Source organism: Paenibacillus lemnae, from assembly GCF_012933385.1.
GTDB classification, from domain to species: domain Bacteria; phylum Bacillota; class Bacilli; order Paenibacillales; family Paenibacillaceae; genus Paenibacillus_AQ; species Paenibacillus_AQ lemnae.
In genome coordinates this window covers 63,698-77,827 of record NZ_JABBPN010000009.1, presented here as the reverse complement: position 1 = coordinate 77,827, position 14,130 = coordinate 63,698, and the positions used below count along the sequence as shown (strand labels likewise).

16 protein-coding genes are annotated in these 14,130 nt (G+C 48.8%); 9 read left to right on the top strand and 7 right to left on the bottom strand.

What is annotated here, in order from left to right:
- Positions 1–49: 49 nt before the first annotated feature.
- A complete protein-coding gene (locus HII30_RS11455; RefSeq protein ID WP_169505163.1) occupies positions 50–490 on the bottom strand; it encodes a DUF6376 family protein in 441 nt (146 codons plus the stop codon).
- 216 nt (positions 491–706) lie between these two features.
- On the opposite strand from HII30_RS11455, the gene HII30_RS11450 reads away from it, so the two are divergent.
- The 6 genes from HII30_RS11450 (at position 707) to HII30_RS11425 (ending at position 4,230) form a co-directional block, all read left to right on the top strand.
- Entirely contained in the window at positions 707–1,483 is a 777-nt protein-coding gene (locus tag HII30_RS11450) for a glucose 1-dehydrogenase (RefSeq protein ID WP_169505162.1), read from the top strand.
- 105 nt (positions 1,484–1,588) lie between these two features.
- Positions 1,589–2,050: a PNPOx family protein gene (locus HII30_RS11445; RefSeq protein WP_169505161.1), complete on the top strand. Its 462-nt coding sequence runs from the start codon at positions 1,589–1,591 to the stop codon at positions 2,048–2,050.
- A 275-nt stretch (positions 2,051–2,325) separates the two neighbouring features.
- Positions 2,326–2,526, top strand: a complete 201-nt coding sequence (gene cspD / locus HII30_RS11440) for a cold-shock protein CspD (RefSeq protein ID WP_006207896.1) — start codon at positions 2,326–2,328, stop codon at positions 2,524–2,526.
- A 118-nt stretch (positions 2,527–2,644) separates the two neighbouring features.
- Positions 2,645–2,881 carry a cold-shock protein gene (locus HII30_RS11435; protein ID WP_169505160.1) on the top strand — a complete coding sequence of 79 codons (237 nt, stop codon included), beginning with the start codon at positions 2,645–2,647 and terminating at the stop codon, positions 2,879–2,881.
- A gap of 191 nt (positions 2,882–3,072) precedes the next feature.
- Positions 3,073–3,249 (top strand): hypothetical protein, encoded by a 177-nt coding sequence (locus HII30_RS11430; RefSeq protein ID WP_169505159.1) that lies wholly within the window; start codon positions 3,073–3,075, stop codon positions 3,247–3,249.
- Positions 3,250–3,444: 195 nt separating this feature from the next.
- Positions 3,445–4,230, top strand: a complete 786-nt coding sequence (locus tag HII30_RS11425; protein ID WP_169505158.1) for a formate/nitrite transporter family protein — start codon at positions 3,445–3,447, stop codon at positions 4,228–4,230.
- On the opposite strand, the gene HII30_RS11420 is transcribed toward HII30_RS11425, so the two are convergent.
- From HII30_RS11420 to HII30_RS11400, 5 genes are all read right to left on the bottom strand, one after another.
- Entirely contained in the window at positions 4,227–5,699 is a 1,473-nt protein-coding gene (locus tag HII30_RS11420; protein WP_169505157.1) for a serine hydrolase domain-containing protein, read from the bottom strand. The two genes, HII30_RS11425 and HII30_RS11420, sit on opposite strands and share 4 nt — an antisense overlap.
- Positions 5,696–6,205 carry a hypothetical protein gene (locus HII30_RS11415; protein WP_169505156.1) on the bottom strand — a complete coding sequence of 170 codons (510 nt, stop codon included), beginning with the start codon at positions 6,203–6,205 and terminating at the stop codon, positions 5,696–5,698. The genes HII30_RS11420 and HII30_RS11415 overlap by 4 nt, the downstream gene beginning before the upstream one ends.
- Positions 6,202–6,543 carry a PadR family transcriptional regulator gene (locus HII30_RS11410; RefSeq protein ID WP_169505155.1) on the bottom strand — a complete coding sequence of 114 codons (342 nt, stop codon included), beginning with the start codon at positions 6,541–6,543 and terminating at the stop codon, positions 6,202–6,204. Before HII30_RS11410 ends, HII30_RS11415 begins: the two co-directional genes overlap by 4 nt.
- Before the next feature lie 164 nt (positions 6,544–6,707).
- Positions 6,708–6,857 (bottom strand): hypothetical protein, encoded by a 150-nt coding sequence (locus HII30_RS11405; RefSeq protein ID WP_169505154.1) that lies wholly within the window; start codon positions 6,855–6,857, stop codon positions 6,708–6,710.
- 135 nt (positions 6,858–6,992) lie between these two features.
- Complete coding sequence (locus tag HII30_RS11400; RefSeq protein WP_169505153.1) at positions 6,993–7,853, bottom strand: AraC family transcriptional regulator; 861 nt, start codon at positions 7,851–7,853, stop codon at positions 6,993–6,995.
- 151 nt (positions 7,854–8,004) lie between these two features.
- Here HII30_RS11400 and HII30_RS11395 point away from each other — a divergent pair, with 151 nt between their 5' ends.
- On the top strand, positions 8,005–9,408 hold the full coding sequence (locus tag HII30_RS11395; protein WP_169505152.1) for an MATE family efflux transporter: 1,404 nt from the start codon (positions 8,005–8,007) through the stop codon (positions 9,406–9,408).
- 253 nt (positions 9,409–9,661) lie between these two features.
- Here HII30_RS11395 and HII30_RS11390 read toward each other — a convergent pair whose 3' ends face one another.
- Positions 9,662–11,956: a helix-turn-helix domain-containing protein gene (locus tag HII30_RS11390; protein WP_169505151.1), complete on the bottom strand. Its 2,295-nt coding sequence runs from the start codon at positions 11,954–11,956 to the stop codon at positions 9,662–9,664.
- 325 nt (positions 11,957–12,281) lie between these two features.
- Here HII30_RS11390 and HII30_RS11385 point away from each other — a divergent pair, with 325 nt between their 5' ends.
- Positions 12,282–13,205 (top strand): ABC transporter permease, encoded by a 924-nt coding sequence (locus tag HII30_RS11385; protein ID WP_343045100.1) that lies wholly within the window; start codon positions 12,282–12,284, stop codon positions 13,203–13,205.
- Between the two features lie 15 nt (positions 13,206–13,220).
- Positions 13,221–14,102, top strand: a complete 882-nt coding sequence (locus HII30_RS11380; RefSeq protein WP_169505150.1) for a carbohydrate ABC transporter permease — start codon at positions 13,221–13,223, stop codon at positions 14,100–14,102.
- Positions 14,103–14,130: the final 28 nt, after the last annotated feature.

Below are 14,130 nucleotides of genomic sequence, written 5' to 3'. Positions count from 1 at the left end.
TAGGGATCCCGCACAAGGCGGAACATCCCTATCCTCTTTTACAATGGAGCTACTCCCCCAAACCGCGCAGCTGTTCCAGCACCCCTTCGATTTGACCCAGCGTCTGGGCCATCTCGGTGTTCTTGAAATCAGTGACTCCGTTCTGAATTTGGGTGGAGTATTCGTCAATCTGCTGACTCAGCGTTTCGTTGTAGCTGGTGAGCTGCTCGTGAAAATTTTGCGCAAAAGCAGGAGCTTCCAGACCATTGAACTCGGAGATCGACTGTTTCATCTGATCCAGCTGCGTATTCAGCTGTCCCAGAATGTCGCTGTTATTGGCAGCTTCCTGGGCTAATTGAGGAACCTGGTTCGCAAAGGCGACCGTTTCATTAATAAATTGTGAGGCTTCATCCGTGTAGTTCAGCGACTGGGTAACATCCTCCACAACGGAGCAACCGGACAAAAGAAGCGCAATGAGGATAACGCCGAGGCTTTGAAGCTTGATTTTCATAATAGACCTCCTGAGTATCGTGACTTCTTTGCATTTGCATGTAATGCATGTAATTAAGGTATGTATATTCACCTTTACCCCGGCAGCAGGTTTGTTGAAAATGACATAGGGCTGCTCATGCATGTTCCGTATCTTCATTATAAATGATTATGGCTCGATCGTTCAGGGTATCCATATAAATGAACCCAATAACTTATAAAGGAGAGTCAGGTAGATATGAGATTACAGGATAAAGCAGCCATCATTACCGGCGCCGGTGGAGGATTGGGAAGAGCAGCAGCCTTGAAGTTTGCACAGGAAGGTGCAAAGCTGGTGCTGGTGGATTTGAACGAGGAAGCACTTCAGGAAACGATAAAATATATCCAGAAAGCCAATGACAGCACAGAAGTGTATACGGTTAAAGCGGATGTGACCAAGGAAGAAGATGTGAAACAATATGTACAGACCGCGAAGGAACGATTCGGTCGAATCGATGCCTTCTTTAATAACGCCGGAATTGAGGGGCAGGTAGCTCCGCTTGCGGACTATGAGCCAGGTCAGTTTGATAAGGTCATTGCCGTTAACTTGAAGGGCGTGTTTCTGGGATTAAAATATGTGCTTCAAGTCATGAAAGAGCAGAAATACGGACACATCGTCAACACGGCTTCCAGCGGCGGCATTATCGCAGCGGCCACGTTCGGCGGTTATGTAGCCGCCAAGCATGGAGTGGTCGGCCTGACCCGGAATGCGGCAGTTGAATATGCAGCGGAAGGCATTAATGTCAACGCCATCTGCCCCGGACCGATCAATACAGATATGATCAAGCATGCGTCGGTAAAATGGTACCCGGATAACCCGCAGCAATACTATGATCAGATTACCGCAGGCATTCCAGCGGGACGGCTGGGTGAACCGGAAGAGGTGGCAAGTCTGGTTTCATTCCTGGCTTCTGACGAGTCCAGCTATATTAATGGTACCGCCATTGCCATTGATGGAGCCATGACCATTCAATAATGAATAACATGAAGGTCCCGGCCAGCCGGGGCCTTTTTTTGACGCGAACATATAAGAAAAATGTGAAATGCGATGATATAATATAGGTCAAAGGAGGACAGGACGATGCAAAATATAAAGATGCCCGCAGAGCTGTACCAGTTCCTGAACGGTAAGAATCTGCCGGAAAAGCAGAAAGACGCCATTTTGCTGCTGAGTGTGGGCGAAGACGGCTGGCCGCACTCTGCCATGATCAGTGCAGGAGAAGCGGTGGCGGTGGATGAAGGTACACTGAGATTGGCCCTTTGGCCGGGAACGACAACGACGGGAAACCTGATCCGGACAGGAAAAGCCACGCTGATCTGTATTCAGAACACATCGGTGTATATTGTTAAACTGTCACTAAGGGTGCTGGAACAGCTGGAGAACGCACGCCATCCCCGGGAACGCTTTGAAGGTATCATTGAGTCTGTTCGCGAGGATGCTGCCAAATATGCGCAAATTACATCTGGCGTGACATTTCAGCTTCATGAACCTGACGGCGTGCTGGCTCGGTGGGAAGAAACCTTGTCAGAGCTTAGAGAGTAAGGCTTTTTAGGCAGGAGGATCATATTTTTTTTGCAGCAGGGTTATATTCCAGGCCTTTTCTGCATAGGATAGAATTATAAAAATCTTCCTGCAAATTCAGCTTCACCTTGCCAACACACATGAAGTGTGCTAATATGAGAATATATCGAAATCGACCTGAATTCACATATTGTAGAGGGTTGTATTTTCAGATAACCTTGTGCAATATGTGAATTTTTTTATTCGTTAACGAAGTAAAAAAAGGTCATGTAAATCTTTAAAGGAGGTACACCCGCATGCAAACAGGAACTGTTAAATGGTTTAATGCAGAGAAGGGCTTCGGTTTCATCGAAGTTGAAGGCGGTAACGATGTATTCGTTCACTTCAGCGCGATCCAAGGCGACGGCTTCAAAACATTGGACGAAGGCCAACGCGTAGAATTCAACATCGTTGAAGGAAACCGTGGACCACAAGCTGAGAACGTTGTAAAACTGTAAGAAGTAACAATCGCTGCCCTTAATGTGTGACATTAAGGGCAGCTTTGTTTTAAACATTCAGTCATCTTGTGGCTGGAATAGGACCACGATTCGTAAGACGGGATAAGGAGGCGTGTTCATGTATTCGCGTAAGAATGCTATGGAAGCTGTACCGGAGGAAATGACCGAGGTATGGGCTTGTGCAAAGGATGACTGCAAGGGATGGATCCGTGACGATTTTGCATTTGAAACGGAACCGGTCTGCCAGCTGTGCAAATCTCCTATGGTTAAAGAAACGAGGATGCTGCCTCTGCTCGTCAACACGAATAAGAAACAAAAGTCACTTGGTAAGGGGATTCTGATTGATCGGAAATAGCGGCTAAGACCAGGAAAGCGACACAGGTACGGTCGGTATCTTTTCGAAAATGTACGACTCCCGCATTGTCTGACGAACGCCCACCCGTTTCATTTTTGCGGAAGCGGTTAGTTATTACATAAGTCCCTTAATGGGGTTATGTATAAAAACATGCGGAAAGATCGCATAAATTCCAAAGGAGGAACCGTATTTTGAATACGCAAAATGAGGTACTGAAGCGCAACATCGACAATATGATTCTGCAGGATAACCAGGAAGGCTTGAATGAGCAGGAGAAGTTTATTATGCAAAAGCTGATGCGTGAGAAATATCAGATGGAGCATGAGAACAAGCTGGAAAACAGTGAGAACGAGAACAACGATAAGTAGGCTTCGATAAGCGAACACCTCTTCTGGGTGCGTAATGACTGTTTCATATAAAAGGCGTGAATGGTGGACGTAGGTCCTCGATTCGCGCCTTTTTTTGATGTTTACTGTGAGAAATGTCACTGTAATTCGGTTCAAAATCATAGTAATCTAGGGATGAGAATGCTGCATGAATCCTATGTAAAGGGAAGTGAGTCCATGGAAGTCCAATCCCTGCTGGAAGTCGAGAAACTGGCCTTGAAGAAAATGAAAATTTTCAAACAGAGCAAGCTTCGTTATTTGGCTCGTTCTGCGCTGGCCAGTATGTTTATCGGCTTTGGCGTCATCGTGGCATTCAAGACAGGAAGTTACTTTTATGCTGTGCATTCCCCTGCGGTGTATCCAATGGCTGCGATCACATTTGGAGCCGCTATTATTCTGATTTCTTATGGAGGCGGAGATCTGTTTACAGGGAATACGTTCTATTATTCCTATGCCGCTCTCCGCCGAAAGCTGAAGTGGACGGAAACGGGCAAGTTGTGGGTCACGAGCTATGCAGGTAATATACTTGGGGCAGCAGCCTTTGCACTGCTCATCTACTTGACAGGACTGTTCAACTCGCCCGAGGTCAATGGATTTCTGCTGTCTGTGGTGGAGAAAAAGATGCATGCTCCGCTGACCGAGCTGTTTTTCCGGGCTATCCTGTGTAACTGGCTGGTCTGTCTCGCCTTTTTCATACCTATGGGAATGAAGGGCGATGGCCCCAAGCTGTTTGCGATGATGCTGTTTGTTTTCTGCTTCTTCATTTCAGGCTACGAACATAGTATTGCCAACATGTGTACGTTTGCTATTGCGCTTGTCGTGGATCATCCCGACACCATTTCTCTGTCAGGAGCGGTGTACAATCTGGTGCCCGTGACGCTCGGGAACCTGATTGGCGGGGGTGTATTCATGGCCTATATGTACCATTATGTGAATAAGCCCTTTATGGATGAATCCCATTAAGCATGCGGACTGATACTGGGTGCCGGCGGCTTACGCAGACCAATGGCTGCGGCCAGCAGAGCAGCGATACCCAGCAGCAAGGTTGCGCCGATCGAAAGGGCGGCAATGTCCGGGGCAAATGCCTGTATGCTGTGCCAGGGACTTGATGTTCCCCAGGTAAGCAGTGGGATGGCAGAAGCCGCAACAATGAAGAGAACAGCAGAGAGCAGGAGCCACAGCAGCCGATACTGCTGTACCGCGCCCTTTCGCATCCGAATCATGAGCACAATAGATGCCGCTAGAAGCATGAGGTTCAGTCCAGCTGCAATCCATGAAATGCGTGTTAAAGAACTCATAGACACCGTAGATTGAGGCTCCCTGCCTTGAATCAGATCAATGATTCCGGCTTTAAGCTGAGGTAATGCAGGTTCTTCCATAACATGATTCTTGTTCGTCAGAATGGCTCCGCCCCATCCCGATTCGGGAAAGAAAAAAATTTCGGTATGGGAATCGGGCGTAGAGCCGGAATGCCAGACCATTTCTTCGGAAGTGGACGATGCAGCGGTAATTCTCCAGCCGAAGCTGTAATAGCGGTCTTTCCGGTTTTGCAGCAGCGGCTTATAAAGTAAAGAGATATTCTCTTCTTTCAGCACGCTCCCTGTATTTGTTCTCAATAAAAATTGTATGTATTTCATCATATCGTGCGCACTGCCAGTCATGTAACCGTACGCTGCGCCTCCGTTATCATACGGCAACTGACTGGATACCGGATATCCGAACCAGGATTGATAACCCTTTACATATCCCCTGCTAACCGCCGTCTCATGGTCGGCAGCCGCATGTTCCATGTTTAGGGGACTGAAAATATGTCGGTCCATATACGCCGGGAAATACTCTCCGGACACCTCTTCGACAATGGCGCCAAGGATGAGGTAATTGGCATTACTGTACTGGTGTTTCTCTCCGGGAGGTGAGCTAAGCTCGATTTCCTTCATATGCTTGACATGGCGTTGAAGGCTGCTGGAATCACCGGGTCCCTGATCAGAGAATACGAGACCGTCATAAGTACGGATGCCGCTGGAGTGGGTTAGAAGATGGCGAATCGTCAACTGAGAAGCTTCTTGCGGGTTCTTTAATGTAAACCAGGGCAGGTAATGTTGAACCGGTGCTTCCAATTGGACTTTATCCTGCTCAATCAGCTGCATGATCGCCAGTGCGGTGAATGATTTGCTGATCGATCCCAGCGTGAAAGGGGTATTCAGGGTTACGGGTTCTTTACTGCCCCCAGTTATCCCAAAGCTCTGAGCGTATATGAGTTCGTTTCCGCGGACCAGTACGATGGAGGCGCCGGGAACGCGGTGCTCTTGAAGATATTCTTCAACATACCGGTCTATGACCTTCTCCGGCACGGGATTTCCGCCTTCACCGTACGAGTAGAACCCAGGGAGCAGCATGAACAGCAGTAGGCCAAGAATCAAAGGTTTTGTCATTGAACTAGGCGCTCCCTTCGCCGAAGCATCCAAACCGATACTGCTGAAATCAGCAGAGAAGAGCAGATACTGATCAGCATCAGCATTGCATTCCACCAGCTATTAGGGGATATGTAATATAGAAGGCTGTAGTCTGCCAGAGACCGGCCGGAGACCAGCGATTCGGTCAGAAAGATGGACCAGAGCAGCTGGAGCAGGGTATATGAAGCTGTAAAGATGATCACACCCGAGATAAGTATTTTCCATAAACCCCCGCGTCTGCCGCGCATTTTTCGATTCTCTGAATACAGATCCAGCTTGTGAACCTCCAGGTAGTTCCGGATGAAATCCGCTGAGCTTTCCAAGGTGTCCATACCATGGTCTCCTTGCTCCCTTGCATCCTGAAAGTGATCCACAAGCTGCGCTTTCAATCCTTCACGAGCCTTGCGGCTGACATGATAATGCTTCAATCCACTCAAGACTTCCTCTAAATACTGCTGTTCCTCCTCATTCAGCTTTGCCGTCATTCCGGCCACGCTCCTTCCATACTGCTATAAAGCAGGGACTTCAGATCATCCTGCAGGGCCAGCCATTCTTTGATACTATCCTGCAGGTGAAACCTGCCTCTCTCATTAATTTCGTAATATACTCTGGCCTTTCCGCTGTCTGTCCACTCACGGCTGGCTATTACCCAATTCTGATCAAGCAGCTTGTTCAGAATGGGGTATATGCTTCCGACTCCCTTCAATGTGAGATGATATTGATCCAGTTCCTTCATGATTTCATACCCATAGCTCTTTTGCTTATTCAAAATGGCCAATACGCACATTTCCAAGTGACCTTTGATTAAACTGGTTCTGTCCATAGGATACAATTTATCAGAGATATATACTTTATTCAAGTATATATATTAAAGAAGAGTTAGCCGGACATAAAAAACCCGCAGGACATCACCACAATGGCGTAGTCCTGCGGGCAGTATAATGACAGATGTACGGTTTCAATGAACCGCACATACCGTAAATCTATTTATTGAGCTGCAGCCAGGGAAGACATGCTCATTTCCATCTTGCGAGTAATTTCCTTCTGCCATTTCAGGTCACCGAGCTGGATGGCAAGATTCAACAAATCCAGGTAGTCGTCCACCTGCAGGTTCGTACGTTGGGGTTGCTGTTTCATGAGGTCCGGTTCTCCTTTATATGTGATATCGCACCAGCCAGTTCTCATATCATTCTCACTGACGCGGTAATGATAATCATTATCAGGATTGCTATATCCTTATTATAGCGCCTTCCGGTGCAATTGCAAGACTCTTTATACAAATTTTTGGCGATATTTTCTTGGAGACATCCCTTCTTGTCTGGCAAAACAGGAAGTGAAGTAGGCGGCGTGATTGAATCCGACCTCCTCAGCAATCCGGCTGATAGGCTGGTCCGTCTGCATCAGCAGAAGCTTGGCCTGTTCTATACGGTAGCGAATCAGATACTCCACGGGGGAGAAGCCGAACTCCTTCTGCATGCAGCGGGCGATATACACCGGATGGAAGTTAATCCGTTCCCCGAGTTCCTGGGCCTTGAATTCTTCCCTGAAATGCTCACGCAGGTATGCAGCGGCTTTTTCAGCACAAGAAGAGGGAAGAGATACCGGTGTATCCAGGGCGGCAGCCAGAAGCTCCAGCAGTTCTTGAAAAAGCAGCTGCTGGCGCCACAGCGATTGAGCGCGATGTCCGTTCTTGACGAGTGCAGAGAGGGCTAACAGCAGCTCAAAAGCTTTTTGAGGTTGAGGCAGTGATCCGGACTGAGGGACTTTTAACGGAAAGTAGTTCGGCGAGAAAGGCTGCAGCTCTCTCAATGCCTCCTGGACACTGGAAGAAATTTTTTGTTCGGCATGCCAGCATCCTGTTGTGTTAAAGTGCAGCCAGTAATACTGTGTTCCTACACTGGAATCTCGGGTGGGATAATGGTGTGTATCGGGACGAAGAATCAGGAAAGAACCTTCCCTGATCTCATAAGGAACTTCGTTTTCTGTGACATATAGACAGCCCTGCTGTACGACGAGCAGATCAAATACACCGATATTACGGCGGTTTGGATGGCGGAAGGCATCATCAGCCTCACACATGCCGCTAATAATATAATGCGGCAGCGGAGGCGCAGTAAACTGAAGAATCGTCATGAGAAGCAGCCTCTTTCCATACGAGTTTGGATATTGATCATTTGAGTTCGAAAAATGATATTTTAAATGCAGTATACCATCTATAATGTGATATTGCTGCAAGTCATTTTGAGATGAAGCTAAACCGTGTTATGGAAAGATGGAGGTTTGAATGTTGGATAAAAATCATAAAAAGTTTACTTTATGGGTTCTATCGTGGCCCATTTTGATTGAGTTATTCTTGCAATTTCTGCTGGGTGCGGTCGATACGCTGATGGTCAGCCGGATTTCAGATGATGCTGTAGCGGTGGTCGGCTTCTCGAACCAGCTGTTTCAGGCGATGACGACACTGTTTACGACGGTGGCCAGCGGAGCTGGCATTCTGATTGCCCAGAAGCTGGGATCAGGGCGATCGAAGGATGCCCGAAAAATCGGAATCATGGCACTGCTGGTCAGCACGCTGATCGGTATCGTGCTCAGTGTGGTGCTGTACAGTATGGCCGTTCCTATCTCATCTGCACTTCAGCTGCCGGAGCGGCTGCTTCCCCTGGCGGGCATTTACGTTTCGATCGTAGGCGGCGGCATGGTGCTCGTAGCGATGATGTCGACCATGAGCACGGTCATCCGCAATACGGGGAACACCAAGGGGCCAATGTATACAGCGGTAGGGATGAATATCGTGCATGTTTTTTTAAACTATGGATTTATCTACGGTGCTTTGGGCCTGCCTCAGTGGGGTCTCACAGGCGTAGCCATTTCTACGGTAGCAAGCCGGCTGCTGGCGGTCCTGCTGCTGCTGTATATGTTTCTGCGTGCTTTTGAATACCGGATCCAGTGGAGGGAGTTTCGGATGTTTGATAAACCGCTCTTTAAAGAAATCCTCCATATCGGCTGGCCAATGGGGGTTAATCTGTCCTGCTGGGTATTCACCCAGCTGATCATCTACACCTATATTGCCCGTCTGGGTGCCGAGGAGCTGGCAGCCAGAACGTATATGAACACCCTGGAATCCATGTGCTTTCTGCTCGGCATGTCCATTGCGATGGGCGTACAGATTCAGATTGCCCATCTCTTCGGTGCAGGCCGTACAGAACAGGCTTATAAGGCGGCATACCGGGCGTTTGGCATCGGTATTATTTTTGTAGGGATCAATGCGCTGTTGATTTATGTGTTCGGTTCTCAGATCCTGGGGATGTTTACCGCAGATCCGGAGATTATCGCCATCGGCGTATCACTGCTTGGTTTGAACCTGATTCTGCAGCCAGGCAAGCTGATGAATATGACGCTGGGCAATGCCCTTAATGCACTGGGTGATACCCGGTTTACCATGTACACCTCCCTTGTTTCCATGTGGGTCATTGCGACAGGGCTCTCCTATGTTCTTGGCATCCATATGGGCTGGGGCCTGGTGGGCATCTACTGCTGCATGATTGCAGATGAATATGTCCGCGGCATCTGCGCCCTGATCCGCTGGCGGGGACAGAAGGCACTGCGTAAAGCGGTGGTACCGTCCGCGGAAACGGCTGTTCCAACTCCCGTCGAGCCAACTCCGAGTCCGGCTCCGGCGGGCGCCTAGACGTTAACAATTAGCAGCTCTTAATAGACGCTGCGAGTACGAATCATCCCTCCCATCGCTCTTGTGCTCTAATTTCATGAATGTGTTTTGTTTAAGGTAGAAATTAGAGCACAGGTTATGCTTCCGATGCTAGCTTTCCTTCGGAAAGCTTTGAGGCGAACGCTAACGCTTGTCCGGAATCGATTCGTCCCCTCCGCTTCTTCGTGCATAACCGCCCATAAAACCATTCTTTTGGGACAGCCTTCTTTTACTTTTAAGCCCTGCTTCCGCTCTTATGCTCTTGGATCACCTGTTCGCGGCGGTAGGCGCCGGGGGTCATGCCGGTCACCTTCTTGAAGGAGCGGTTAAAAGAAGTAATATTCTGATACCCGACACGCTGGCTGATTTCATGGACGGTCAGGCTTGTGCCAAGAAGCAGCTCACAGGCTTTTTCCATGCGAATGCCCTGCAGATGCTCGCTGAAGTTCATGCCGGTCTTCTCCTTGATGTATGCGGACAAGTACGGGCTCGTCAAATTCATCTTTTCGGACAAATAGTCGAGCGACAGCTCCTCTGCATATTGATTCTGAATAATCTCCATAAAGAGGGCGACCAGAGGCTCATTGCAGCTATCCTGTCTTTCTGCCATATAAGTGCAGGCTTTCTCCAGCATCAGACGGAATCTTTCCTTGTACTCCGGCAGCGTCTGGCATGTGTTTAGCTGATGTCCGTGTTCCTGCAGGTCGGCAAGAACCGGTGCCTGCGGAGCCAGAGCCTCCACAGCTCCCAGCAGCTTATCTGACAATTGATCACAAAGCTGCCGATACTGCACAATGCCTGCTCCCTGCTCAAACCAATCGTTCAGCAAGGTATCCACGAGCTTTATGCAGACATCCAGCTCGCCGGATTGCAGCGCTTTCAAGAGCTGACGCTCCTGTTCCACAGAAAGTCCCGCCAGATCGGGGAGCTTACGCTTTTCATAGATCAGCTGTGTTTCTTCAAGCAGCAGCGCCTGGGGAGAGAGGGAGCGGACATCATGATACGCCTGGTCGAATTCCGATGTATCCATAACCGCAGGACTGATGCATATATTGACCAGATAATAATTCTTCTCCTCATTCAGGGTGTGCTTGATTTGCTGCAAAAAGGTATGCAGCAAGCCCGCATCCGCTCCTTTCAATACAGAGACCACCTCGTGCTTTTCCATCTGAAAGGTGTGGGCATCGGTAAAGGACTCAGAAGCCAGCAGGTGAATATGCTCAAGCAGCTGTCTGACCGCACGGCTGGGGCGCAGCGGCGGCTCATGCTCCAAGAGGCTGCGGAAACGGATGTCATAGTAGACGATATGATAGCTGCCCTCACCAGCCAGGAAGTCGTTCCATTCACTGATGTCCGTATTGATATTTTTGAGCTTATTCATATAGGAATAGTTTGTGAGCACGGCCTGCTGCCGGCTCAGCACATCCACAACTTCATCCTTCTCCTGCCTTAAATCGCGAATCCGGCTCTGGATCAGATCGAACTCCCACACGCGGCCGTTCCTGCTTTCGGCTTGGTTATCCCCGGAATCCTGCTGAACAGGAGTACGGTCGAGCACACGAGACAGCATATGCTTCACAGGGGAATGCAGGCGTCTGCTCAAATACAGGGAAGTCAGCAGAGCCACTAACAGTGAGATCATGAAAATGACCAGCATGTAGAACGTCAGGCGCTGCAGCTGTCCCGTAATGTGGGTATAGGGAGCGGCAGAAATATAGGTCAGGCCATCCCCGCGTGTCGATTTAAAATAGTACATTCCATCTTGTTTCAATGAGCGTACACCTGGAGGGAATGATGGAACGGCATTTTTGCTCATTCCTTCGCCATAGGCATAGAGCAACCTGTCGTCCTGATCCAGGATTGCCAGTGTCAGATCGGGTTCTTGTCCAAAAAACGACTGCGCCGCCCGGCCGATATCAATCATCGCTACCAGCTGATAGGAACTCCCCGGATAATGGAACGTATAGGGCAGCAGCGTGGCAGAGGAAGAGCCCGCCCCCCGGCTGAAATCGGCAGAAGGAAGCAGGTGGAAAAACTCCCCGTGCTCTGCCTGCTGCCAGTAATCCAGCGGATAGGTATCACTGCGGTACGCTGCGTTAAATATGTAGTTCGCGCTGCTGCTGCCGGATTTGTTCAGGGTCACTCCGGATTGCTGAAAGTGGATGATGATATCTTCCAGAAAAAACAGTGAATTATACACATGGTTTCGCAGCGTAGAGATCACTTCTTTGGCCTTCAGATAGTCTGCATCCTGTATGCCGTCTCGGAGCAGCTGGCGGTTGAAGGTCATGAGATCCTGCTCATGATGCAGTTCGAACAGCAGGGTGCCGATACGTTCAAGATGTGTCGAGAAGCGTTCGGCTGTATTGGAGATATGACTCTGATTATTTTGAATAATTTCCTGTTCCAGACCCCCGCGAAAAATCCGGAAAATGGCTGCATAAAACAGGCCGAATAATAAGATGACGGCTAAAAAACTGGTAAAGATCTTAAAAAACAGCGAACGTCTGCGTGTTTTGATCCAGTTCATATAGCAGCTCCTTACGTGTACATTGTGTGGTTTGCGGTTATTATACAGGGCAAAAGTTAAGACGGGAAGGGCTGTTTGTGAGCCCCGTGTAAAAATAGAATAGACAAAATTTAAGAATCCGGCATGATTTTCGGTTGTGATCGTGATTTGTGTAAAATTCACAAGCTATGTACAGGATCTTAAGAAAGGTGAATACCGAAAAAACCCGGAGTTCGATATGATGCAGTCACAGCCGGATCACTTGCATCCGCAGCTGAAGTCATAAAGGGGGGATCGCTTTTTGGAACCACGTGCAGTCCTGAAGAACAAGGCACCGGGGCAGGACATTCAAACCAAGACAAGCTTTAAAAAAGAGCTCCGGCAGTGGACTAAAAACTGGGAGTTATACGTCATCTTTCTTCCTGTAATCGCTTACTTTATTATTTTCCACTACCTGCCCATGTATGGTGTGCAGATTGCTTTTAAAGATTTTATCGCCAATCAGGGGATAACGGGAAGCCCGTGGGTCGGCTTCAAGCATTTTGAACGATTCTTTGACAGCTATTATTTTACAAGAATTATGGAGAATACGATTGTCATTGGCCTGTATGAGCTGGCAGCCGGTTTTCCGATTCCTATTATCCTGGCGCTGATGATCCATGAGGTGAGATCCAGCAAGTTCAGGAGATTTGTACAGACCGTCACGTATATGCCTCATTTCTTATCCACGGTGGTCATGGTCGGGCTTGTGGTGATGTTTCTATCTCCTGTGAGCGGACTGGTCAACTCCATGATTGTGGCATTTGGGGGAGAGCGGATCTCGTTCATGACAGAACCAGGCTGGTTCAAAAGCATCTTTGTCTGGTCTGGTGTGTGGCAGACGATGGGGTGGAGTTCGATTATTTACCTGGCGGCATTGGCCGGGATTGACCCGCAGCTGCATGAAGCGGCGAAGGTGGACGGTGCCGGGCGATTAAAACGAATCTGGCATGTGAATCTCCCAGGCATCGCACCGACAATGATGATTCTCTTGATCCTGAATATCGGTTCTGTGCTGGGTATCGGGTTCGAGAAAGTATTCCTGATGCAGAATCCGTTAAACATGGAAGCTTCCGATGTCATTGCCACCAATGTGTACCGGAGCGGGATTCTTGGAGCGCAGTACAGCTTTTCAGCTGCTGTAGGGCTGTTCAATTCCATTATTAATTTTATACTGCTGGTCACCGTGAACCGGATTGCCCGCAAGGCAGGATCCAGCAGTCTATGGTAAGGAAGGAGTGAGAGGATGGCAGAAAGCCGTGGTGACCGCATGGTCGCTGTAACCATCTATGTATTACTGAGTTTCATCGCACTGCTCGTGATATATCCGTTGTTTTTTGTCATGATTGCATCGATCAGCAGCCCGGAAATGGTGATGCGGGGAGAGGTTTGGCTGTGGCCCAAAGAGCTGTCGTTTGTCGGATATGAGCGCTTGTTCGCTAACAGCGAGCTGATGAGAGGATACCTGAACACCCTGCTGTATACCGTGGTTGGCACGGCCATCAACCTGGTCATGACGATTGCAGCAGCCTATCCATTATCCCGGCAGGATTTCAGAGGCAGAAACTTCTTCACGTTCATGATTGTATTCACCATGTTCTTCAGCGGCGGTATGATACCGACGTATCTGCTGATTCGTGATCTTGGGATGCTGAACACCTTTTGGGTTATGGTCATTCCGTCTGCCTTGTCGGTATGGAACATCCTCATTATGAGAACGTTCTTTCAGAATTCGATTCCCAAGGAGGTGCAGGAAGCCGCTTTTATCGACGGGGCTTCCAACACGAAGCTGATTTTGCGGATCGTGCTGCCCTTGTCCATCCCCGTGCTTGCGGTCATGGTGCTGTTTTACGCCGTGGGGCACTGGAACAGCTACTTCAGTGCACTGCTGTATTTATCCGATCGGGACCGTTATCCGCTGCAGCTGTTTATGCGCGAGATTCTGATCCAGGGACAGATGCAGGAGATGGTCGAGATCAGCGACGATTCATTGGCGAGAAGCTTGATGGATGCGGAAGCGATCAAGTATGCAGCCGTTATCGTAACGAATCTGCCGATGCTTCTGCTGTATCCGTTCCTGCAAAAATATTTTATCAAAGGTGTTATGGTCGGAGCTGTAAAAGGCTGATCCAATAGATTCCATAAAAAAGAGGAGG

What these genes read in the sequence shown, in the direction of transcription:
- HII30_RS11415 (WP_169505156.1), bottom strand. Translation starts at nt 6,205, where the DNA reads ATGACGGCAAAGCTGAATGAGGAGGAACAGCAGTATTTAGAGGAAGTC.
- HII30_RS11405 (WP_169505154.1), bottom strand. Translation starts at nt 6,857, where the DNA reads ATGAAACAGCAACCCCAACGTACGAACCTGCAGGTGGACGACTACCTG.
- HII30_RS11420 (WP_169505157.1), bottom strand. Translation starts at nt 5,699, where the DNA reads ATGACAAAACCTTTGATTCTTGGCCTACTGCTGTTCATGCTGCTCCCT.
- HII30_RS11425 (WP_169505158.1), top strand. Translation starts at nt 3,445, where the DNA reads ATGGAAGTCCAATCCCTGCTGGAAGTCGAGAAACTGGCCTTGAAGAAA.
- HII30_RS11410 (WP_169505155.1), bottom strand. Translation starts at nt 6,543, where the DNA reads ATGGACAGAACCAGTTTAATCAAAGGTCACTTGGAAATGTGCGTATTG.
- HII30_RS11435 (WP_169505160.1), top strand. Translation starts at nt 2,645, where the DNA reads ATGTATTCGCGTAAGAATGCTATGGAAGCTGTACCGGAGGAAATGACC.
- HII30_RS11395 (WP_169505152.1), top strand. Translation starts at nt 8,005, where the DNA reads ATGTTGGATAAAAATCATAAAAAGTTTACTTTATGGGTTCTATCGTGG.
- HII30_RS11445 (WP_169505161.1), top strand. Translation starts at nt 1,589, where the DNA reads ATGCAAAATATAAAGATGCCCGCAGAGCTGTACCAGTTCCTGAACGGT.
- cspD (WP_006207896.1), top strand. Translation starts at nt 2,326, where the DNA reads ATGCAAACAGGAACTGTTAAATGGTTTAATGCAGAGAAGGGCTTCGGT.
- HII30_RS11450 (WP_169505162.1), top strand. Translation starts at nt 707, where the DNA reads ATGAGATTACAGGATAAAGCAGCCATCATTACCGGCGCCGGTGGAGGA.
- HII30_RS11390 (WP_169505151.1), bottom strand. Translation starts at nt 11,956, where the DNA reads ATGAACTGGATCAAAACACGCAGACGTTCGCTGTTTTTTAAGATCTTT.
- HII30_RS11455 (WP_169505163.1), bottom strand. Translation starts at nt 490, where the DNA reads ATGAAAATCAAGCTTCAAAGCCTCGGCGTTATCCTCATTGCGCTTCTT.
- HII30_RS11400 (WP_169505153.1), bottom strand. Translation starts at nt 7,853, where the DNA reads ATGACGATTCTTCAGTTTACTGCGCCTCCGCTGCCGCATTATATTATT.
- HII30_RS11380 (WP_169505150.1), top strand. Translation starts at nt 13,221, where the DNA reads ATGGCAGAAAGCCGTGGTGACCGCATGGTCGCTGTAACCATCTATGTA.